This is a genomic window from Rhodobacter capsulatus SB 1003 (assembly GCF_000021865.1).
Classification (GTDB): domain Bacteria; phylum Pseudomonadota; class Alphaproteobacteria; order Rhodobacterales; family Rhodobacteraceae; genus Rhodobacter; species Rhodobacter capsulatus_B.
The window spans coordinates 377,486-398,846 of sequence record NC_014034.1; the positions used below are offsets into that span (position 1 = coordinate 377,486).

21 protein-coding genes and 1 tRNA gene are annotated in these 21,361 nt (G+C 66.9%); 6 read left to right on the forward strand and 16 right to left on the reverse strand.

The window, feature by feature from the left end; translation table 11 throughout:
* The first annotated feature begins 4 nt into the window (after positions 1-4).
* The 3 genes from RCAP_RS01795 to RCAP_RS01805 all read left to right on the forward strand — a co-directional run bounded on the left by RCAP_RS01795 (position 5) and on the right by RCAP_RS01805 (position 2,548).
* A complete protein-coding gene (locus tag RCAP_RS01795) occupies positions 5-1,408 on the forward strand; it encodes a sensor histidine kinase (RefSeq protein ID WP_013066096.1) in 1,404 nt (467 codons plus the stop codon).
* A gap of 110 nt (positions 1,409-1,518) precedes the next feature.
* Positions 1,519-1,595 (forward strand) — tRNA-Arg (locus RCAP_RS01800).
* 104 nt (positions 1,596-1,699) lie between these two features.
* Positions 1,700-2,548, forward strand: coding sequence for an asparaginase domain-containing protein (locus RCAP_RS01805; protein ID WP_013066097.1), 849 nt, complete (start codon positions 1,700-1,702; stop codon positions 2,546-2,548).
* Between the two features lie 46 nt (positions 2,549-2,594).
* On the opposite strand, the gene RCAP_RS01810 is transcribed toward RCAP_RS01805, so the two are convergent.
* Together RCAP_RS01810 and pepT are read right to left on the reverse strand one after the other, a co-directional pair.
* Positions 2,595-3,101, reverse strand: a complete 507-nt coding sequence (locus tag RCAP_RS01810; protein ID WP_013066098.1) for a hypothetical protein — start codon at positions 3,099-3,101, stop codon at positions 2,595-2,597.
* 141 nt (positions 3,102-3,242) lie between these two features.
* On the reverse strand, positions 3,243-4,481 hold the full coding sequence (gene pepT / locus RCAP_RS01815) for a peptidase T (RefSeq protein WP_013066099.1): 1,239 nt from the start codon (positions 4,479-4,481) through the stop codon (positions 3,243-3,245).
* 105 nt (positions 4,482-4,586) lie between these two features.
* On the opposite strand from pepT, the gene RCAP_RS01820 reads away from it, so the two are divergent.
* A complete protein-coding gene (locus RCAP_RS01820) occupies positions 4,587-6,896 on the forward strand; it encodes a Tex family protein (RefSeq protein WP_013066100.1) in 2,310 nt (769 codons plus the stop codon).
* Between the two features lie 12 nt (positions 6,897-6,908).
* Here RCAP_RS01820 and RCAP_RS01825 read toward each other — a convergent pair whose 3' ends face one another.
* From RCAP_RS01825 to RCAP_RS01835, 3 genes are all read right to left on the reverse strand, one after another.
* Positions 6,909-8,735, reverse strand: a complete 1,827-nt coding sequence (locus RCAP_RS01825) for a DUF294 nucleotidyltransferase-like domain-containing protein (RefSeq protein ID WP_013066101.1) — start codon at positions 8,733-8,735, stop codon at positions 6,909-6,911.
* A gap of 144 nt (positions 8,736-8,879) precedes the next feature.
* Positions 8,880-10,826, reverse strand: coding sequence for a MacB family efflux pump subunit (locus RCAP_RS01830; protein ID WP_013066102.1), 1,947 nt, complete (start codon positions 10,824-10,826; stop codon positions 8,880-8,882).
* A gap of 1 nt (position 10,827) precedes the next feature.
* On the reverse strand, positions 10,828-12,000 hold the full coding sequence (locus RCAP_RS01835; protein WP_013066103.1) for an efflux RND transporter periplasmic adaptor subunit: 1,173 nt from the start codon (positions 11,998-12,000) through the stop codon (positions 10,828-10,830).
* Between the two features lie 230 nt (positions 12,001-12,230).
* Between RCAP_RS01835 and RCAP_RS19475 the strand changes: the two genes are divergently transcribed.
* A complete protein-coding gene (locus tag RCAP_RS19475) occupies positions 12,231-12,389 on the forward strand; it encodes a hypothetical protein (RefSeq protein ID WP_013066104.1) in 159 nt (52 codons plus the stop codon).
* Here RCAP_RS19475 and RCAP_RS01840 read toward each other — a convergent pair whose 3' ends face one another.
* The 11 genes from RCAP_RS01840 to ffh form a co-directional block, all read right to left on the reverse strand.
* On the reverse strand, positions 12,390-13,199 hold the full coding sequence (locus tag RCAP_RS01840; protein ID WP_013066105.1) for a division plane positioning ATPase MipZ: 810 nt from the start codon (positions 13,197-13,199) through the stop codon (positions 12,390-12,392).
* 288 nt (positions 13,200-13,487) lie between these two features.
* Positions 13,488-13,709 (reverse strand): 50S ribosomal protein L31, encoded by a 222-nt coding sequence (rpmE, locus tag RCAP_RS01845; protein ID WP_013066106.1) that lies wholly within the window; start codon positions 13,707-13,709, stop codon positions 13,488-13,490.
* Positions 13,710-13,720: 11 nt separating this feature from the next.
* On the reverse strand, positions 13,721-14,095 hold the full coding sequence (rplS, locus tag RCAP_RS01850; protein WP_013066107.1) for a 50S ribosomal protein L19: 375 nt from the start codon (positions 14,093-14,095) through the stop codon (positions 13,721-13,723).
* Positions 14,096-14,360: 265 nt separating this feature from the next.
* Positions 14,361-14,867 carry a ClbS/DfsB family four-helix bundle protein gene (locus RCAP_RS01855; RefSeq protein WP_013066108.1) on the reverse strand — a complete coding sequence of 169 codons (507 nt, stop codon included), beginning with the start codon at positions 14,865-14,867 and terminating at the stop codon, positions 14,361-14,363.
* 142 nt (positions 14,868-15,009) lie between these two features.
* Entirely contained in the window at positions 15,010-15,903 is an 894-nt protein-coding gene (gene trmD / locus RCAP_RS01860; RefSeq protein ID WP_013066109.1) for a tRNA (guanosine(37)-N1)-methyltransferase TrmD, read from the reverse strand.
* Entirely contained in the window at positions 15,900-16,715 is an 816-nt protein-coding gene (locus RCAP_RS01865) for a hypothetical protein (RefSeq protein WP_013066110.1), read from the reverse strand. Before RCAP_RS01865 ends, trmD begins: the two co-directional genes overlap by 4 nt.
* Positions 16,715-17,224, reverse strand: a complete 510-nt coding sequence (gene rimM, locus RCAP_RS01870; RefSeq protein ID WP_013066111.1) for a ribosome maturation factor RimM — start codon at positions 17,222-17,224, stop codon at positions 16,715-16,717. Before rimM ends, RCAP_RS01865 begins: the two co-directional genes overlap by 1 nt.
* A gap of 74 nt (positions 17,225-17,298) precedes the next feature.
* Positions 17,299-17,649, reverse strand: a complete 351-nt coding sequence (gene rpsP / locus RCAP_RS01875; protein WP_013066112.1) for a 30S ribosomal protein S16 — start codon at positions 17,647-17,649, stop codon at positions 17,299-17,301.
* Positions 17,650-17,693: 44 nt separating this feature from the next.
* Positions 17,694-17,990: a chorismate mutase gene (locus RCAP_RS01880; protein ID WP_013066113.1), complete on the reverse strand. Its 297-nt coding sequence runs from the start codon at positions 17,988-17,990 to the stop codon at positions 17,694-17,696.
* Positions 17,987-18,523 carry a GNAT family N-acetyltransferase gene (locus tag RCAP_RS01885; RefSeq protein ID WP_013066114.1) on the reverse strand — a complete coding sequence of 179 codons (537 nt, stop codon included), beginning with the start codon at positions 18,521-18,523 and terminating at the stop codon, positions 17,987-17,989. Before RCAP_RS01885 ends, RCAP_RS01880 begins: the two co-directional genes overlap by 4 nt.
* 1 nt (position 18,524) lies before the next feature.
* Positions 18,525-20,033, reverse strand: a complete 1,509-nt coding sequence (gene ffh / locus RCAP_RS01890) for a signal recognition particle protein (protein ID WP_013066115.1) — start codon at positions 20,031-20,033, stop codon at positions 18,525-18,527.
* Positions 20,034-20,307: 274 nt separating this feature from the next.
* Between ffh and RCAP_RS01895 the strand changes: the two genes are divergently transcribed.
* Positions 20,308-21,198: a LysR family transcriptional regulator gene (locus tag RCAP_RS01895; RefSeq protein WP_013066116.1), complete on the forward strand. Its 891-nt coding sequence runs from the start codon at positions 20,308-20,310 to the stop codon at positions 21,196-21,198.
* The last annotated feature ends 163 nt before the right edge of the window (positions 21,199-21,361 follow it).

Here is a 21,361-nt window from a genome sequence, read left to right on the forward strand (position 1 = left end):
CAGGATGAAGGTCAACACGCTTTCCGGGCGGTTTCTTGTGCTCACGACGGTCTTCGTCGTGTTGGCTGAAGTGCTGATCCTGTTGCCGGGCCTTGCCAATTTCCGCGAGGATTACCTGCAGACCCGGCTGGAACGGGCGCAGATCGCCTCGCTTGCGCTTTTGACCACCGACATGATGATCGAGCCGGATCTGGAGCAGGAGCTTCTGGACAACGCGGGCGTTTACAACGTCGTTCTGCGCCGCGATGCGGTGCGCCAGCTGGTGCTGTCCTCGCCGATCCCGCAGCCGATCTCGGCGACCTATGATCTGCGCGAGGAGCCCTTCGTCAATCTGGTCCGCGATGCGCTGGCGGTTCTGGCCGATTCGCAGAATCACGTGATCCGGGTGATCGGCGATCCGGTGCAAAAGGGCGGTCTGGTGATCGAGGTGACGCTGGCCACGCAGCCGATGCGGCTGGCGATGATCGAATCGGGGCTGCGGCTGCTGTCTTTGTCGGCCGTGGTCTCGGTGGTGACGGCGCTTTTGCTGTTCTTTCTGGTGCGGCGCCTGATGGTGGTGCCGATCAAGCGCGTCGTGGCGCATATGGCCGCCTATGCCGCCGCGCCCGAGGATGCCCGCACGATCATCCGCCCCGAGGCCCGGATCGAGGAGCTGCGGGTGGCCGAGGAGGCGCTGGCCTCGATGCAGCATCAGCTGACAGCGGCGCTGCGGCAAAAGGAACGGCTGGCGCAGCTGGGTCAGGCGGTCGCCAAGATCAGCCACGATCTGCGCAACATCCTGACGACGGCGCAGCTTTTCGCCGACCGGATGGAGGGGTCCGACGATCCGGCGGTGCAGCGGGCGGCGCCGAAGCTGATGGGCTCGATCGGCCGCGCCATCAATCTTTGCGAGACGACGCTGGCTTTCGGTCGCGCCGAGGAACCGCCGCCGCGGCTCGAACCCTTTGATCTGGCCGGGCTGGTGACCGAGGTGATCGAGGGCGAAGAGGGGCTGACTGCCGCGGTCGATTTCCTGTCCGACGTGCAGCCGGGCTTTGAAATCCATGCCGACCGCGAGCAGCTTTACCGGGTGCTGTCGAACCTCGCCCGCAATGCGCGCCAGGCGATCGAGGCGACGGGCAAGCCCGGCACGATCGAGATCGGCGCGGGCGACGAGGCCGAGGGCTGGTGGATCCGGGTGCAGGACACCGGGCCGGGCCTGCCCGCCAAGGCGCGCGAGCGGCTGTTCCAGCCCTTCTCGGGCGGGGTGAAGAAGGGCGGCACCGGGCTGGGTCTGGCGATTTCGGCGGAACTGGTGCGCGGTCACGGCGGGCGGCTGGAGCTGGAGCGCAGCGACGAGACCGGCACCGAATTCCGCCTGCACCTGCCGCGGCCGCTGCTGCTGGCGGGCGACGAGGCCGCGGTCTGAACGATGCCCCGAAATCCGGACGAAATCCGGGGGGCGGAAAGAAATCTTTCGATCTCCGCGTTTTCGGGCTTGCAAAGGTTTTCCTGCGGGGCTACATCGCCCCCCACGACGGACCCGTAGCTCAGCTGGATAGAGCATCAGACTACGAATCTGAGGGTCGGGCGTTCGAATCGCTCCGGGTCCGCCACTTCCTCTTCGACTGTGAAAGCCACGCCTTCGGGCGTGTTTTTTATTGCCCGGCCGGGCCCTTCGCCCTAAGGCGCAAGAAAGGCGCGGCTTTGGGAGAGACCGATGACCCTTCTTCTGATCCATACCGGCGGCACGATCGGCATGGCCCCCGGCCCGCTGGGTCTGGCGCCGCAGCCCGGTCTGGTCGAGGCAGCGCTGGCCGCGCGCCTGCCCGCGGGAACGCGGCTTTTGACCCATGTCTTCACGCCTTTGCGCGACAGTGCCGATATCGGCCCGGCGGACTGGAACGCGATCCTCGACGCGCTCGATGACCATCCGGGCCTGCCCGCGCTGGTGACGCATGGCACCGATACCATGGCCTTTACCGGCGCGGCGCTGACGCAGGCTTTGGCGGGGACCTGCCGGCGGGTGGTTCTGTGCGGTTCGATGCTGCCGCTGGGCCAGGGGGGCGATGCCGAACGCAACCTGGATCTGGCGCTTGCCGCCGCCCAGGCGCCCGGGATGGGGGTCGATCTGGCTTTTGACGGGCGGCTGATGGCGGCCGGGGGGCTGGTGAAGCACGACAGCCACGCCCGCGACGCCTTTCGCGCCCAGCCGCAGGATCACGGCCCCGCGCCGAAAACCCGCCGCTTCGATCCGGCGCGGCGGCTTGCCGTGCTGACGCTCTCGCCCGGTCTGCCCGGCGCGGCCTTGGCGGCGATGCTGCAGGCGCTGGATGGCGCGGTGCTGCGGGTTTTCGGCGCGGGCACGGTGATGAACGATCCGGCGATTCTGGCGGCGCTGCGGGACGCGGTGGCCACGGGCAAGCGGCTGCGCGCGGTCAGCCAATGCGAGGCGGGCGGGCTGGCGCCGGGGGCCTATGCGGCCGGGGCGGCGCTGTGGGCCGCGGGCGTCGAAAACGGCGGCAAGGAAACACCCGAGGCGGCGCTGATCCGGCTTTGGCTGTCGTGACGGCAAAAGGGGCCCCGAAGGGCCCCTGTCGTCGCCTCTTGCGGGCTTATTTTGCGGGCGCGGTGGCGCTCAGCACGGCGGCGGCGACGGCTTCGACCGGTTTGCCCGAGGCGGTGCCGACGGCGGCCAGCGTGTCCCCGGGCCCGGTCACTTTCAGCCCGGCCTCGCTCAGCTTCGCCGCCAGCGTCGCGCCATCGGTGCCGAAAACCGGCGCCACATCGGCGATTTTCGCATTCATCACCGCCATCGCCAGCGCGAATTGCGGCGGACCCGACCGCCCCTCGCCCGAGGGGATCGCGAAGGGGATCGAGATCACCAGCGACACGACCAGCGCAATCCACATCGGCGCGCGCTTGACGTAATTGGTGACCGAGCGCCAGTTCTTCCAGACATGCAGCACGAAGGGCAGGATCAGCACCATCGACAGGATCTCGTGCATCTCGTGGAAGGTCGATTGCCCGACATGGAAAAAGAGCGCGACACCGGAAATCAGCGAGACCAGAAACAGCCCGGTGATGAAGGGCGTCGCATAGCGGTTGAAAAGATCGTTCATGACAGTGCTTTCTGTGGGGCCGGGTCATCCCTGAAGGATCAGGCCCGGGTGCCTTGGGAGGGGTCAGGTGTAAAACGCGAATGGCCGCAACTTTCGTCGCGGCCATCGGTCGAAAGGCGCAATCCCGGCTGCGGCAGGCTGTCACACCGGCTTTGCCGCCAGCTGCACCAGTCGCAAACAGACCTGCGTCGCCTTCTCCATGTCCTGCACCGAGACCCATTCCAAAGGCCCGTGAATGTCCTGCATGCCGGTGAAGATATTCGGGCAGGGCACGCCCATTTCCGTCAGCCGCGAGCCGTCGGTGCCGCCGCGGATCGGCACCGACAGCGGCTCGATCCCCTCGGCCCGGCAGGCCTTGCGGGCCAGATCGACCGGGGTCATGTCCTGTTCCAGCCAATAGCGCATGTTGCGGTATTGCGGCTTGATCGTGCAGGTGATTTCCGCCCGCGGCTCGGTCGCCGCCACCGCGGCGCAGACTTGTTGCAAGAGCGCCCCCCGCGCGGTGAGGCCATCAAGCTCGAAATCGCGCAGGATGATCGAAAATTCGACCTCGGCCGCGGTGCCGGCGATGTTGGTGATGTGCCAAAAGCCCTCGCGGCCGTCCACCACCTCGGGGGTTTGGGTCGCCTGCGGCAGCATCTCGATGATCTTCGCGGCCAGATGGAGCGCATTCACCATCTTGCCCTTGGCAGTGCCCGGATGGGTCGACACGCCCTTGACCTTCACCTTGGCGCCATCGGCCGAGAAGCTTTCATATTCGATCTCGCCCACCGCGCCGCCATCGAGCGTATAGGCGAAATCGGCGCCCAGATCCGCGGGCAGGCGGGCGTCGACGCCGCGGCCGATTTCCTCGTCCGGGGTGAAGGCGATCCGCAGTTTCCCATGCGGGATCTGCGGGTTGGCGATCAGATGCTCGGCCATCGTCATCAGGATCGCCACCCCCGCCTTGTCATCGGCGCCCAGCAGCGTCAGCCCGGAGGCGGTGATCAGGTCATGGCCCAGCTTCTCGCCCAAGTAAGGGTTGGCGGCGGGCGAATTCACCAGACCGGGGGCATCGGGGTAAGTGATCTCGCCGCCGTTGTAGCCGCGAATGACCCGCGGTTTCACGCCTGCCGCGTGATAGGCGGGGGCGGTGTCCATATGCGCCAGCATGCCGATCACCGGGCCTTCGGCCGTTGCGGGCACGGTGGCCAGCACGGCGCCATAGTCGGTCACCGTCACCTCGGCGGCGCCGATCCGGGTCAGCTCCTCGGCCAGCATCCGGGCCAGGTTCAGCTGAATCGCGGTCGAAGGCGAGGACGGGCTTTCCTCGTCGCTTTGGGTGTCGACGGCGGCGTAGCGGCACAGGCGCTCTTCAAGGCGGGGGCAGAATTCGGTCATGTCGGACTCCTTTTGCGCAATGGGACGCGACCGGGCGGAAGTGTCAAGGCTTGCCCCCTCGCGGCGGGGCGGCTACATCACGCTTCCGGCCGAACGGAGGACCCCATGGACACCGCCACCCGCATTGCCCGCACCATCGCCGAGGAAATCGCCGCGACCCCCGCGCAGGTCACCGCCGCGGTGGGACTGCTTGATGAAGGCGCGACGGTGCCCTTTGTCGCGCGTTACCGCAAGGAGGTGACGGGGGGGCTGGATGACACGCAGCTGCGCAAGCTCGCGGAACGGCTGGAATATCTGCGCGAACGCGAGGCGCGGCGGGCGGCGATTGTCGCCTCGATCACCGAACAGGGCAAGATGACGGATGAGCTGGCGCTGGCCTTGGCCCGGGCCGAGACCAAGGCGGAGCTTGAGGATCTGTATCTGCCCTACAAGCCCAAACGCCGCACGAAAGCGATGATCGCGCGGGAAAACGGGCTGGGGCCGCTGGTCGAGGCGATCTTTGCCGACCGCAAGGCAGCGCCGGAAAAGCTGGCCGAGGGCTATCTGTCCGAGGCTGTTGCCACGGTGAAGGAGGCGCTGACCGGCGCGCGGGAAATCGTCGCCGAAGGGCTGGTGGAAAACGCCGCGCTGCTGGGGTCCTTGCGCGACTTTCTGGCGCGCGAGGCCGTGATCACCGCGAAGCTGGTCGAGGGGCAGGCGGAAAAGGGCGCGAAATTCTCGGACTACTTCGACCACCGCGAACGCTGGGCCGATGTGCCCAGCCACCGCGCGCTTGCCATGCTGCGCGGCTCGAATGAAGGCGTGCTGACGCTCGATATCGGCCCCGACGAGGACGGCGTCGCCCGCGCCGAGGCGATGGTGGCCGCGGCGCTGGACGCCAAGACCCAGGCGCCGGGGGATGTCTGGCTGCGCGGCGTGGCGGGCTGGACCTGGCGGGTGAAGCTGAGCCTGTCGATGATGCTGGATCTGCTCTCGGACATGCGCGGGCGCGCGCAGGACGAGGCGATCAAGGTTTTCTCCCGCAATCTCAAGGATCTGCTGCTGGCCGCCCCGGCCGGGGCGAAGACGACTTTGGGGCTGGATCCGGGCATTCGCACCGGTTGCAAGGTTGCGGTCGTCGATGCGACGGGCAAGCTGCTGGCCACCGAGACCGTCTATCCCTTCCCGCCGAAATCCGATCTGCGCGGCACGCAGGCGGCGCTGATCCGGCTGATCACCGCGCATAAGGTGGACCTCATTGCCATCGGCAATGGCACCGCCAGCCGCGAGTCCGAGCGGCTGGTGGCGGAAACGCTGAAACTGCTGCCCGCTTCGGTGAAGCCGCCGACCAAGGTTGTCGTGTCCGAAGCCGGGGCCTCGGTCTATTCGGCGTCCGAACTGGCGGCGAAGGAATTCCCCGATCTCGACGTGTCGCTGCGCGGCGCGGTGTCGATTGCGCGGCGGTTGCAGGACCCCCTGGCCGAACTGGTGAAGATTGAGCCGAAGTCCATCGGCGTCGGCCAGTATCAGCATGACGTGGATCAGTCGAAGCTGGGCCGGGCGCTGGAAGGCGTCGTCGAAGATGCGGTGAACGCGGTGGGCGTCGATCTCAACACCGCCTCGGCGCCGCTTCTGGCGCATATCTCGGGCCTCGGGCCGGGGCTGGCCGAGGCGATTGTCGCGCATCGCGATGCCAATGGCGCCTTCAAAAGCCGCAAGGAATTGCTGAAAGTGTCCCGCCTTGGGCCGCGGGCGTTCGAGCAATGCGCGGGGTTCCTGCGCATCACCGAAGGTACCGAGCCGCTCGATGCCTCCTCGGTCCACCCCGAGGCCTATGATGTCGCCCGCGCCATCGTGAAGGCCTGCGGCCGCGATATCCGCGCGCTGATGGGCGACAGTGCGGCGCTGGCGAAACTGCGCCCGCAGGAGTTTGTCACCGAGAAATTCGGCCTGCCCACCGTGCGCGACATTCTGGCGGAACTGGAAAAACCCGGTCGCGACCCGCGGCCCAGCTTTGTCACCGCGACCTTTGCCGAGGGGGTCGAGGATATCAAGGACCTGAAACCGGGCATGCAGCTGGAAGGCACGGTGACGAACGTCGCGGCCTTTGGCGCCTTTGTCGATATCGGCGTGCATCAGGACGGGCTCGTCCACATCAGCCAGCTGGCCGACCGTTTCGTCAAAGACCCGCATGAGGTCGTCAAGGCCGGTGATGTGGTCAAGGTCCGGGTGACCGAGGTCGATGTGGCAAGGAAGCGCATCGCGCTGACGATGCGCAAGGATGGCGGCACTTCCGCGCGCGAGGACCGGGCCGCCCGCGGGCCGGAGCCGCAAAAGGGCCCGAAGGGGCGCCAGCCGATGTCGGCCGGGCCGAAGACGAGCCAGGCCACCGGCGGTTTCGGCGCGGCGCTGCTTGATGCGATGAAGAAACGCTGAGGGGGTCCCCCCTCAGCTCACTGCCGCGCGGCCATGGCCGATGGCGGACTGCATCGTGCGCACGACCACAAAGGCATCGCGCAGATGCGAGCGTTCCAGATCGCTGAGGTCCGAGGGAGCGAGGAAATTGTCCGCCGCCCGCCCGGCCTTGATCAGAACCGCCTGATTTTCCAGCCGCATCGTCGCGATCAGATCATAGGCCTCGATCAGATCGCGGGCGCCTGCGGCCGAAACCACCCCGGCTTCCTCGGCCGCCTTCAGCCGGGCACGGGTGTTCGTGGGCAAAAGCCGCCCCTGCAGCGCATAGATCCGCGCAAGGTCCACCACCGGCACCACCCCGTTCATCTTCATGTCGATGTGGTTCCTGTGCTCGCCCGAGCGGATCGTGGCGAAGCTGCGAATGAGGCCAAGGGGCGGCGCGTGTTTCAGGGCCGCCGCCGTCATGTGCATGACAAAGACCGAATTCTGCGCCGCCATCGCCAGAGTTTCCGCCCGCAGATCCTCGAACATCGCGATGCCGCCGCCGCCGATCGGGCGCAGATCGAACATCACCGAGGCCAGCATCTGCGCCTCCGGGTCGGGGCGCGAAATCCAGCCCGCGAAATAATCGCGCCAGACCCGCAGCGGCTGGCACCAGCGCGGATTGGTCGCCATCATCTCGCCCGGGCAATGCGCATAGCCGCAGGCATGGAGCCCGTCGCAGACGATCTTGGCGAGGGCGCGGAAATACGCCATGTCGGCCGCCGTCACCCGGTCATCCAGGATCAGGCAATTGTCCTGATCCGAGACGCTGCTTTGCTCCTGCCGCCCCTGTGACCCGCAGGCGAGCCACAGATAGGGCACCGGCGGCGGGCCAAGCTGGCGTTCCGCCATCACCAGCAGACGCCGCGTCACCGCATCGGCGATGTCGGTAATGAGCCGCGTCACCACATCCGGGCCGTGATGCCCGCCCACCAGCTGCACCAGAAGCTGCGGGATGCGTTCGGTCACCGCGGTCATCTCGGAGAGCGTCTCGGCCGATACCACGTCGCGGATCAGCATGGCCGAAGAGACGGCCTGAAACCGGGTCAGATCGGTCTGGGTGATCATGCCGACAAAGCGGCCGTCCTCGGTGATCGGCAGATGACCGATGCGGCGTTCCAGCATGATATGCAGGATGTCGGATCCCAGAGCCGTCGGCGGCAGGCTGACCGGCCCCGCCGTCATCACCGCCGCCACCGCGGTCCCGGTGGGCAGGCCATCGGCCAGCACCTTGTTCGACAGATCGCGTTGCGTGACGATGCCCAGCAGCCGCTCGCCCGGGTCGACGACACCGAGCGAAGAGACATGCGCGTCGCGCATCATCCGCGCGGCCGTCAGAACCGTCGTCTCGGGCGTGCAGGCCAGCGGCTTGCGCGCCACCAGATCGGCGACCTTCTGCGTCGCGATATCGGTCGAGACCTTCTCGCCGCGCTTGCGGTTGAAAAAGCGTTCAAAGGCCGGATAGGTCTCGATCAGCCGCTTGAAGGTCGGCGTGGGCAGCACAAGGCAGATCGTCTGTTCGCTGGCCTTCGCCTGCGTCGCCGCCAGCCCGTCGCGCAGGATGCCGCGTTCGCCAAAGGAATTGCGCGGACCGAGCAGCGACACCAGCCCGCCATTGCCGTCGGTGATCTCGACCGCGCCCTGTTTCACCAGATAAAGCCCGCCGATCGGCGTTTGATAGACATAGATCAGCGAGCCCGGCCGGAACTCCATCCGGCGAAAGGCGCTGGCAACGGTTTCCAGCTCCTCGCGCGGCAGGGTGTCGTAGGGGTGGACCGTCTCCAGAAAGGCGATATGGGCCTCGCGATCGGTTTCCATGACCTGTTCCTTGGCTGTGGCGGCCAGGCCGAGGGGCGGCCGCCCTTGAACGCGGCGGCGCCTGCCGTCGCGTCAGCCATCCTGCGCAAAGATCACAATCCGCGCCAGTCCGATTTCGGGGCCGGGCCAATTCGTCGCGTCTTCTCAGTCCCTTGCCAGCGCCTCGACAGGGTCGAGCTTGGCCGCCGCCCGGGCAGGCAGAAAGCCGAAACTGACCCCGATCAGCGACGAACACAGGAAGGCCAGCGCCGCTACAGGGGCCGAGAACGAGAGCTTCATCGCGGTCTGGAAGCTGTTGAAGACCTGCCCCGCCGCAAGTGCCAGCGCCACGCCCAGAAGCCCGCCCAGAAGACAGATCAGCACCGCCTCGATCAGGAATTGCGCCACGATGTCGGATCGGCGCGCGCCGACCGCCACCCGCACGCCGATTTCCGCGGTGCGTTCGGTGACCGACACCAGCATGATGTTCATCACCCCGATGCCGCCCACCACCAGCGAAATCAGCGCGATGGCGGCGACGAGAATGGTCATCGTCTGCGTCGTCTGGGTGATCGTGTTGCGGATCGTGTCGGCGTTTTGCAAGAAGAAATCCTTCTTGCCGTGGCGTTGCTCGATCAGCGCGGAAATCTGCCCCTCGGCATCGGCCATGGTCACGGTGTCGGCCACTTTCACCGCGATCGAATTGATCGTGTTCGAGCCGGTGATCCGCACCGAAGCCGTGGTGAAGGGGGTGAAGACGCGCACCTGCGTCGGGCCGAAGCCGGAACTGGTCGCCTCGACCCGGCCGATGATGCGCAAGGGCACTTTGCCGATCAGGATGGTCTTGCCAAGGACAGAGCCGCCCTGCGGGAAGAAGGCCTTGTAAGCCTCGGCATCCAGCACGGCCACCTGCGCGCGGGCGTCGATCATCGCCTGATCGATCAGCATGCCCTCGCGCAGGGTGAACCCGCCAACGTCGAAATAGCCCGCCGAAACCCCGCGCAAGGAGACCGAGGTGGTGATGGCGCCCAGCGTCGCGGATTTCTGCGTGCTGATTTCGGGGCTGACCGAGGCGGTGAAGGGCTGCGCCGCCAGTGCCACTGCATCGGCCACGACAAGGGTGCGGATGCGGCTGGCCATGCGGTCGCCAAAGCCCGTGCCGGGGCGGATGGTGATGGTGTTGGTCCCCAGCGCCGAGATGCCCGAGAGCACCTTTTCCTGACTGCCCTTGCCAAGCGCCACCACCGACACCACCGAGGCGATGCCGATGATGATGCCGAGCATGGTCAGGAAGCTGCGCAGCCGATGCGCGGCAAGCGCCTTGACCGCCATCCGCGCGGCTTCGCCCAGGCGCCCGACAAAGGCGCCGGGGCCGGCGCGCTCGACCGTCGGGCGGTCCAGCGCCGCCGCCGAGGGGGCGGGGGGGCCGGGGCGGCTGTCGGAGAGGATCGCACCGTCGCGGATCTGGATGATGCGGCTGGCCCGGGCGGCAACGTCGGGATCATGGGTGATCACGACGATCGTATGGCCGCGCCGGTGCAGATCGTCGAAAAGATGCAAAAGCTCGGTGCCCGAGACGCTGTCCAGCGCGCCGGTGGGTTCGTCGGCCAGGATCACCTCGCCGCCGTTCATCAGCGCACGCGCGACCGAGACCCGCTGCTGCTGCCCGCCCGAGAGCTGCGACGGGCGATTGTGCAGCCGGTTGCCAAGGCCGAGCCGGGTCAGCAATTCCTCGGCCCGGGGCTGGCGCCTGCTGGCTTCGGTGCCCGCATAGATCGCCGGGATTTCCACGTTGCCCACCGCCGAAAGCGCACCAAGCAGCTGATAACGCTGGAAGATGAAGCCGAAATGTTCGCGCCGCAGCTTGGCCAGCGCGTCATTGTCAAGCCCGCTCACATCCTGCCCGTCATAGGCATAGCTGCCGCGCGTCGGGTGATCGAGACAGCCGATCAGGTTCATCAGCGTCGATTTGCCGGACCCCGAAGCGCCGATGATGGCGACGTAATCGCCGCGCCAGATGTCCAGATCGATGCCGCGCAGGACAGAGACCGCCTCGTCGCCGATCACGTAATCCTTGCCGATGCCGCGCAGGCGAATGATCGGCGCGTCCATCTCAGAACCCCATCATCGGCGGCCGGTTGCGGCGGCCGGTGTCGGAATTCGCCGCCGAGATCGAGGGCAGCACCACCGCCTCGCCCTCGGTCAGCCCCGAGGTCACCTCGGCCAGCGTATCGGTCATCATGCCGACGCCGATCTGCCGCGGCGTGTTCTGCCCGGTCGCCGGGTCGTAAACCGCCACCTCGGCCTTGCCGCCCGACACCCGCGGGATCGCCGTCACCGGCACCGTCAGCACGTTCTTGCGGGCCTCCAGCGTGATCGTCACCTCGGCCGACATGCCGATGCGCAGGATGCCGTCGGGGTTCGCCACATCCAGCAGCGCGTTGTAATAGATCGCCTCGTCGGTATCGATCGTGTCCGAGGTCTCGATGCTGGCGGGGGCCGGTTCCAGCGCCCGCAAGGTTGCGGAAAAGGCTTTCGTCAGCGAGGAATTCAGCGTGAATTCCGCCGCTTGCCCCGGCTTCACCGCCACCACATCGGCTTCGGAAATCTCCGCCTTGACCACCATCCGGTCCAGCTCGGCCAGTTTCACGATCGTCGGGCTGGAGGTGTTGGCATTCAGCGTCGTGCCTTCCTCGGACACGATCGCCACCACCGTCCCCGAGATCGGCGCCGAAATCCGCGTCCGCGCCAGCTCGGTCTGCGAGGAGCTGAGCGTCACCTGCGCCTCGTCCAGCTGCGCCTTGAGCCCCTCAAGCTCGGCCTGAGCCACATCCAGCGTGGCTTCGGCGGTTTCGCGGGTTTCATCCGAACTCAGCGCTTTGGAATTCAGCGTCGTCTGCCGGGTCAGCGACAGTTCCGCCACCCGGATCGCGGCCTCCTTGGCCCGGATCTGCGCCTGCAGCTGCTTCAGCGCGGCCTCGGCGCGGGCGACATCGGCGCGCTGGTCGGAACTGTCGATCTGGGCGATCAGATCGCCCTTTTGCACCCGGTCGCCCAGGGCCACGGCCAGCGTCTGCAGCTGCCCCGAAACCTGCGCACCGACCGAGACCAGCTGCGCCGCCTCGATCGTGCCCGAGGCCAGGACCGTCTTTGACAGATCGGCGCGGGTGACGGTGGCGGTCAGCGGCGCCTGCGGCTCTTCGGCGGTGCCAAGCGTCCAGACCGCAGCCCCGGCCGCTGCCAGCATCAACACGAGGGAGAGGGCAATCAGGTGTCTTTTTCGCATCGGGTCCGGTCCAATCGACGCCGTCATGGCAATCAGAGGTCTTACGCAGGAGATAGCGGTTTCCGGCGTTTGTCATCGGCACTGACGCCGGGCCGGGGCGCCGATCACGGGATCGTGCGCAAGATCGCAACCGGGCCGCGGCGCAAAGGCCCCGCTCTCTCCCTTCCCCGGTCACGCTTTGGCCGCAATGGCGGACAAGACTGGGCGGGCCAACCGGAATGGAGACCAAAATGGCACGCAAGCTCCTGGCCCTGATCGCGAAATGGCGGTCGTCCGAAGATGCGGTCTTTGCGACCCGCCTGTCGCTTCTGGCCGAAGGGGTCGCGCCGGGGCGGCTGCACGGGCCGCTGTCGCCCTTCCGCTTCGTCGCGCCGCGCCGCGCCCTCTGATCAGAAATCGACCGTCACGCCGGGCAGGTTGAGATCGCGCACCAGATCGCGCAGCTCCTGCCGCGCCGCGATGTTCGAGATGTTCAGGTTCTCCACGCCCAGATCGCGCAGATCAAGCAGCGTCATGCCGCGCGGGAACAGCTCGCGGAAGATCACCCGTTCCGAAAACCCGGGCGCGACGCGAAAGCCGATGCGTTTCGACAGCTGCTCCAAGGCCTCGCCGACCTTGCGCTTGTTATGCGCCTGCTGCGAGCTCATCCGGTTGCGCAGCACCAGCCAGTCGATCGGCTTCAGCCCCGCCCGCGCCCGCAGCTGCCGCGCCGACCAGACCATTTCCGAATAGATCGAGGGGCCGGTGACCTTGGAGGTCTCGGGGTCGATCCGGGCAAGCAGGTCGAAATCGATGAAACTGTCATTGAGCGGCGTGATCAGCGTGTCGGCCAGCGAATGCGCCACCTGGCTGAGGCGGGTATGCGAACCGGGGCAGTCGATCACCACGAAATCGCAGACCGGGTCCAGCTCGGCCACGACCGAGGACAGCCGGTGGTCATAGGGGTTTTCGCCGGGGGCAAGCGTCGCGGCATCGGCCTCGGGCAGTTCGCGGTATTCGGGCGAGGGCAGGTCCAGCCCCTCGCGCGCCAGGAAGGCCAGCCGGTTCTCGACATAACGGCCGAAGCTGCGCTGCCGCAGGTCGAGATCGAGCGCGCCGACCTTCTTGCCCATGCGCGCCAGAGCGGTGGCCACATGCATGCAGGTGGTGGATTTGCCCGAGCCGCCCTTTTCATTGCCGACAACGATGATATGCGCCACGAATCCACCCCGTCTTGCGGCCCTCAGACGGCCCGCGCGTTTATAGGACGCTCCGGCTACCGAAGGAAGCGCGCCGGTGCAAGGGGGGAGGCGCAAAGGGTTTGAACGGTCGCGGGGGTGTTTCGCCTCGGGCAAGCCCGAGGCGACCCGCGGGGGGCTTCGCCCCCCGCACCCCCCCAGCGTATTTTGCCAAGGAAAAGGGGGGCGGAGCCCCCTCTGGCGGTCGGGTGGCGCCGCGCAAACAAAAGGGCGCCCGAAGGCGCCCTTTCGCAACAGTCACGCGGCAGCTCAGAAACCGAGGCCGGCGTATTTGTTCTTGAACTTCGACACGCGGCCGCCGGTGTCCATCAGCTTGGCCGAACCGCCGGTCCAGGCCGGGTGCGCCAGCGGATCGATGTCGAGCGCCATCGTATCGCCTTCCTTGCCCCAGGTGGACTTGGTCAGATATTCCGAGCCGTCGGTCATCTTGACGGTGATGAAGTGGTAATTCGGGTGGGTATCGGCTTTCATCGTCCCGCTCCTTATTCGGCTTTGGCTTTGTAGTTGGTGACTTCGGCGATCCGAGCCGATTTGCCGCGACGCGAACGCAGGTAGTAGAGTTTCGCACGACGGACGCGACCGCGACGCACCACTTCGATGCTGTCGATGTTGGTCGAGTAGAGCGGGAACACCCGTTCCACGCCTTCGCCGAACGAGATCTTGCGCACGGTGAACGAGGCCGCGATGGTCGAGCCGCCCTTGCGGGCGATGCAGACGCCTTCGTACATCTGCACGCGCGAGCGGGTGCCTTCGGTCACCTTGTAGCCGACGCGCACGGTGTCGCCAGCCTTGAAGTCGGGGATGGTCTTGCCGAGGGCGGCGATCTGTTCCGCCTCGAGTTGCGCGATAAGGTTCATCGCAAATCCTTTCGTTGCTTGCGGTTATGTCCGCAAAGGTGTCGCCGCCCGAGAGCTCCGGTCTTCGCCCGGGTCCGCGCCTGTTGCCAGGGGCGCCCGCCGGAGGATCGTTCGTCCTGTTCAAGCCCCGTCCAAGGCCCCATGCTGTGGTCGAAGAAGACCGCCGCAGGCAAAGGAAAAGGGTCCGAGAGCCGATTCCGGCCCGGACCAGCGCGGCATACGGGGAAACGGGCGGCGGATCAAGGGGGAAGTGGGGCGGGCGCGCTCATGTCCTCTCCTTCAGCCAGCGGCGCAGCCGCCCGCGCGCATTGGCGTAAGGCGAGGCCGAGTTGAAATGGATCATCCGGCCTTTCGTCCATTTGCCATACCACAGCCGCCCGTAAAGCTCCTCCTCCGACCGCGCCGCCACCGCGTGTATCAGTCCGGCTTGCGCCACGGAGAGGCGTTCCAGCAGCTTCGGCCAGTCCAGAGCGTGATGATCGCGGTAGAATTTCTGCGCCAAAGCGCCCAGCTGGTTCCATTGAAAGCCGGTTTCGGGGAAATCGACCGTCTCGCCGCGGTCATCCCGGTCGAGCCATTTCAGAACAAGCTCGTTCCAGCCGATCAGATAGCTCACCAGATCCGCCGGAGAGATCACCGATCCGGCAACATGGCCCGTCATCGACAGCTCTCGCGCCCGCTCCGGCGGAACCCTCTCGCAATCCTGCATCAGCTTGTCGAAGCTTGTCGCAATGGCGCTCAGCAACTCGGCTTTTGATCCGGGGACGGCCATCGGAAATCCCTCCTTGTCACCGCGCAAGACTATGCGGCCCAAACCGGAGGGACAATGGCAGGCCATTTCATCTTGCCTCAAATATCCCGGGGGTCCGGGGGCGGAGCCCCCGGCGGGTCGCCTCGGCGCAGCCGAGGCGAAATCACTTGCCGAACTTCTCCCACAAATCCGGCCGCCGGTCCCGCGTCAAAGCTTCGCTCTGCGCTCGCCGCCATTCGGCGATCTTCTTGTGATTGCCCGACATCAGCACCTCGGGGATGGCGCGGCCGTGCCACTCGGCAGGCCGCGTATATTGCGGATGTTCCAGAAGCCCGTTCGAATGGCTTTCCTCGGTGGCGCTTTCCGCATTGCCCAGCACCCCCTCGCGCAGCCGCACCGTGGCGTCGATCACCACCTGCGCCGCGATCTCGCCGCCGGTCAGAACGAAATCGCCGATCGAGACCTCTTCGACCCCGTAAGCCTCCAGCACCCGCTCATCCACGCCCTCGAACCGCCCGCAGAGGATCGTCACCCCCTGCGCCGCCGCCAGACGCCGGGCGTGGCCTTGCGTGAAGGGCTTGCCGCGGGGCGACATGTAGATCACCGGCCAGTCGGCGCGGCTGGCGGGCGTGCCCGCGGCGGCATGATCGAGCGCCGCCGCCACCACATCGGCGCGCAGCACCATCCCGGCGCCGCCGCCCGCGGGCGTGTCATCGACGTTGCGATGCTTGCCGAGACCAAAGGGCCGCAGATCGATGGTTTCGAGCCGCCACAGCCCGGCGTCCTGCGCCTTGCCGGTCAGGCTCAGCCCCAGAACACCCGGAAAAGCCTCGGGGAACAGCGTCACGATCTTCGCCGTCCAGACCCCCGCGACGGCCTCGACCTCCGCCATCAGATCGCGCGGCCTCACCTTGCCCGAAAGCGCGGTCACCACCGCCCGCCGCCCGTGCGAGCGCGCGGGCGCGACCTCGGGCGTCTCGGCCTCGACCAGTTCCGCCGTCGTCAGCTTCAGCGCGCCCTTGCGCGGCGGCGGCGGGGTGTCTTCGGGATCGCTCATGCCTCGTCCTCTTCGCTTGTCCTGTCCTGGCCCGCTTCGGCCAGAAGCGCCCGTTTCGCCGCGGCCAGTGCGGCCTCGCCCAAGCCCTGACGGTTCAGCGCCAAAAGCGCCTCGGTCACCGCGCGCGGCGGCGCGACGTTGCGGCGAGAGACCGGCCGGAGCGCGGCACGTTGATCCGGCCTCAGCCCCAGAAAATCGAGAAACGGCTGCCCGGCGCCAAAGGGCAGGCCGTCAAAGCCCGAGACATCCTGCGTCACCAGCCGCAGGCCGGCCGGATCGCGGCGCAAAAGGTCGATCTGCTCGGCCTGCGAGATCCGGGTCATCCGGCTGCGGAAGGTCTCCAGATCCTCGAGGAAGGGGATCGGCTGATCCTTGCGCACGTGATGCGCCCAAAGGCTTTCCACCCAGGGATCCTGCGCGCGGGTGGAAAGATAGGGCGTCACCTCGACCGGCCAGTCGAAGTGGTCGAACCCCGCGATCAGCGCGCGCAGGATCGCCGCCGCATCGGGATAGGGGGCAGGCGTCAGTCCCCGCGGCATCGGGCCGAGCAGGTTTTCCGACGAAATCACGATCCGCCGTTTCGGCCCCAGAACCAGCGTGCCCAGAAAATCCCGCATCGCCGCCGTGATCGCCGCCAGAGAGCCCGCATCGCGGTCATAATGATGCGCAAAGACCGCCTGTTCCACCGCGCGGATCCGGCCGGGCAGAACCAAAGCCGCCCGCGGCCAGACAAGTTCGCGGTTTTCCTGCAGGAAAAGCTGTGCCGAGGAGGTCCCGGTCTTGTGCAAGCCGAGATGCAGGAAGACCTGCATCAATCCAGTTCCTCGGGCGGGTCGGCGATGATGCGCCCCGCGGTCAGATCGACGGTGGGCACGACGGCGCGGGTGAAGGGCAGCATCAGCGTCGTCTTGCGGCCCGGCACATGCACCTCGAGGATGTCGCCCGCGCCGAAATCGAGCACGGCGCGGACGGTGCCGATCAGCGCGCCGCCGGTGTCCTGCACCGGCAGGCCGATCAGATCGGCGTGGTAAAACTCGTCATCGGGCAGATGCGGCAGCCGGTCCCGATCCGCCCAGAGCGTCGCGCCTTTCAGCGCGTCGGCCTCTTCCTTGGTGGCGATGCCGGAAAGCCGCGCCCCCAGACCGCCCGTCACCGGACGGGTCAGCCTGACGGTGAAGCTGCGGGTGCCGTCTTCGGAATAAAGCGGGCCATAGGCGGCGATGTCCTCGGGCGTGGCGCAGAAGCTTTTCAGCCGCACTTCGCCCTTGACGCCGAAGCCCCCGGCGATGGCGCCGACGCAGACACGATCGGTTTTCGACATGATCCCTCCGGAAGACGACAGGCCGGACATCGCTGCCCGGCCCGCATGAAACCCCGAAACCGGGAGAGCGAAGATTATTCTTCGGTCTTGGCGGCCTTGGCGGCTTTTTCCTCGGCGCGTTTCTTGGCTTTCGCGCCCGGCTCGGCTTTTTTCATGTTGGCGCGTTCGGTTTTCGGCATCGCACCGGCCGCTTCCAGGAAGCGGGCGACGCGGTCGGTCGGCTGCGCGCCCTGGGCGAGCCAGTATTGCACGCGCTCCATGTTCATCTTGACGCGGTCTTCGCTGTCCTTGGCCAGAAGCGGGTTGTAGGTGCCCAGCTTTTCCAGGAAGCGGCCGTCGCGCGGCATACGCGAATCGGACGCGACGATCGCGTAATGCGGACGTTTCTTGGAACCGCCACGGGCGAGACGGATTTTCATGGCCATGCTATTTCTCCTTCAGATGGCTGTGAGCGGGCCTTGCGGGCCCATCATTTCTGGAACGACGTGTGATGCCGGATCACTTCCGAAATCACGAAAGACAGGAATTTGCGGGCGAATTCGGGGTCAAGATCGGCCTCGGTCGCCAGTTGTTGCAGACGTTCGATCTGCTGCGCCTCGCGTGCGGGGTCAGAGGGCGGCAGGTCATGTTCGGCCTTGAGCTTGCCCACCGCCTGGGTGCGCTTGAACCGTTCGGCCAGCGTGTAGACGATGATCGCATCCAGCCGGTCGATCGAGGCGCGGTGTTCGCGCAGCACTTCGGCGGCGCGGGCGGTGGCATCGCTCATGCCAGATCCTCCGGTTTGCGGTGGCGATAGACACAGGCCGGTTTTTCCCCGGGATATCCGGGGGCTTCGGGGTCAAGGACGGCGCCCAGACGCTCCGCCAGACGGATCGAGCGGATATTGTCGGGGGGGATGTAGCTGACCGCGGTCGACCACTTCAGGGTGCGGGACGCGTGATCGAGCGTGGCTTTCGCCGCCTCGGTCATCAGGCCCTTGCCCTCGTGCTCGTCCGACCAGAGCGTCCAGCCGATTTCATATTCCGGCCAGTTGATCGGCGCCCAGGGGCCGGTCATGCCAAGGGCCGCGTCGCTGTCATGGGTGGTGACGACGAAGCTGCCCCAGCCGCGCATCACCCAATGGCCGATCACGCCCGACCAGGCCCGCCAGGCCAGCGCCTCGTCGACCGTTTCGGGGCGGATGAAGCGGCTGCGGTCGGACAGGAAGAACTTCCGCCAGGCAGCGAAATCCCGCCCGCCGGGCGCGCGCAGCACCAGACGGGAGGTCTCGATCACCGGCGTGGGGGAAAGGGCGACCATGTTACTTCTTCTTGCCCATGTTCAGACCGGCAAGGCCCGGCGGCAGTTTCAGCCCGCCCAAGCCCGGCATCGCCCCCGGCAGACCCTTCATCGAGGCCATCGCCTTGGCGGCTTCCTCCATCTTCGCCGGGTCCATCTCGTCCTTGCCGGGCAGGCCGCCGAACTTGCCCTGCATCGCGGCCATCGCCTGTTTCAGCATGCCGCCCTTCATGTTGCCCAGCTTCTTCATCGTGTCGGCCATCTGCCGGTGCATCTTCAAAAGCTTGTTCAGATCGGCGACATCGACGCCCGCCCCCGCCGCCACGCGGCGCTTGCGGCTGGCCTGCAACAGCTCGGGATGCGCGCGTTCCTTTTTCGTCATCGAATTGATCATCGCGATCTGACGGCGGATGGTGCGATCGTCGAACCCGGCTTCCTCGGCCTGTTTCGCCATCTTGCCCATGCCGGGCATCATGCTCATCACGCCCTGCATGCCGCCCATCTTCTGCATCTGCTCGAGCTGGGATTTCATGTCGTTGAGGTTGAAAAGGCCCTTCTGGAACCGGCGCATCATGCGCTCGGCCTGTTCCTTTTCAAAGACTTCCTGCGCCCGCTCGACCAGCGCGACGATGTCGCCCATGCCCAGGATGCGGCCCGCGATCCGCGACGCCTCAAAGGTTTCAAGCGCATCCATCTTTTCGCCCAGACCGACGAAGCGGATCGGCTTGCCGGTGGTGGCGCGCATCGACAGCGCCGCACCGCCGCGGCCGTCGCCGTCCATCCGGGTCAGGACGACGCCGGTGATGCCGATCTTGTCGTCGAATTCCTGCGCCACTTCGACGGCGACCTGACCGGTCAGACCGTCAACGACCAGCAGCGTCTCGCGCGGGGAGACGGCGTCGCGGACCTGCTGCACCTCGCCCATCAGCACTTCGTCGATGTGCAGACGGCCCGCGGTATCGAGCAGATAGACGTCATAGCCGCCCATCGCGGCCTGGGTCTTGGCCCGTTTGGCGATCTGCACGGCGGTTTCGCCGGGCACGATCGGCAGCGTGTCGACGCCGATCTGCGTGCCGAGAATCGCCAGCTGCTCCATCGCGGCCGGGCGGTAGATGTCGAGGGACGCCATCAGGACGCGTTTCTTTTCGCGTTCCTTCAGGCGGCGGGCGAGTTTCGCGGTGGTGGTGGTCTTGCCGCCGCCCTGCAGGCCGACCATCAGGATCGGCGCGGGCGGGTTGTCGATCTTCAGCGCATCGGCGGCATCCTCGCCCGACAGCATCGCGACGATCTCGTCATGGACGATCTTGACGACCTGCTGACCCGGGGTGATCGATTTCGTCACCTGCGCGCCGGTGGCCTTGGTCTCGACCTTCTTCACGAAGTCCCGCACCACGGGCAGCGAGACGTCAGCTTCCAGAAGGGCGGTGCGGACTTCGCGCATCGCCACCTTGACGTCCTCGGCCGTCAGCGCGCCCTGTTTCGTCAGCCGCTCGAACACCCCGCCAAGGCGTTCGGAAAGAGACTCGAACATCGTGCCCTCCTGCGCCGCGGTCGCGGCCGATCAACGACAAGCGCACCAGTGGGCGCAACGCGCTGACTGGTGGCGATCCTTGCACCCGCAAGGACCGGAGGAACCGAACCTCCGGGGAATCTGGGGTGAGTTACGCGAAAAACCCGGGGGAGTCAACGTCAGCCCGGGCAGAGCCGCAAGAGGCGCGGGGACTTGCCTGCCCGCGGCGAAGTGCGTAATTGCATATCCAAACAAAATACACATGCTTCAGGCATATTTGTTCATGGGTGCACAAATGCGCTTCGAGAACTGGGACGAGATCCGGACCGCCTATCAGGTCGCCCGGATGGGAACGGTGTCAGGGGCTGCGGAGGTTCTGGGGGTGCATCACGCCACCGTCATCCGCCATGTCGATGCGCTTGAAACGCGTCTTGGCACGAAACTGTTTCAACGCCATCCGCGGGGATACACGCCGACCGAGGCGGGGCAGCAGTTGCTGGCCGTCGGTCAGGCGACCGAGGATCAGTTTGCGCAGCTGGCCGCCCGCATCGCCGGGGCAGGCGAGGAAATGCGCGGCGAGCTGATCATCACCTCGCTGCCCGCCTTGGCCGCGCTGGTGATGCCCGCGATGGCCGAGCTGATGCGGGCGCATCCGGCCCTGGTTTTGCGCTACATCACCGATCCGCGGGTGTTCCGGCTGGAATATGGCGAGGCGCATGTGGCGATCCGGGCGGGGGCACGGCCGACCGAGCCCGACAATGTGGTCAGCCAGCTGGGCGTGAACCGCACCGCGCTTTATGCGGCGCCGGAATATATCGAGCGGCACGGGCGACCGAAGGGGCCGAACGATCTGGCCGGGCATCGCTTCGTCGGGCCGGACAGCCGCGAAAGCCGGGCGCCGTTCTTCCGCTGGCTGGCGGGGCAGGTGCCGCCCGAGGCGATGGTGTTCATGGCCAACGAGATGGCCTCGCAGCAGGCGGCGATTGAGGCGGGGCTGGGGCTTGGCTTCCTGCCGGTGCTGCAGGGCCGGGCGATTCCGCGGCTGGTCGAGGTGGTGGCGCCGATGACGGATTGGGACAGCCCGTTCTGGCTGGTGACCCATGTCGATCTGCACCGCACGCCGAAAGTGCAGGCGGCGCTGAAAGCGCTGCGCTCGGCCGCGGTGCGGCTGGACCCGGGGGGCTAAGCGCGGCTTGATCTGACCGAGGCCATTGCCGAGGTCACGCGCCGCATTTGCCCCGTGACCCCCCGGGGGCCCAAAGGCCCTCGGGCAGCGCCCGCCCCGCCCATGGCGGGCGCTTCTCGCCCGCCGGGGCTGGGCGCTGCCCTCTGTCAGGCTTGTGGAACCG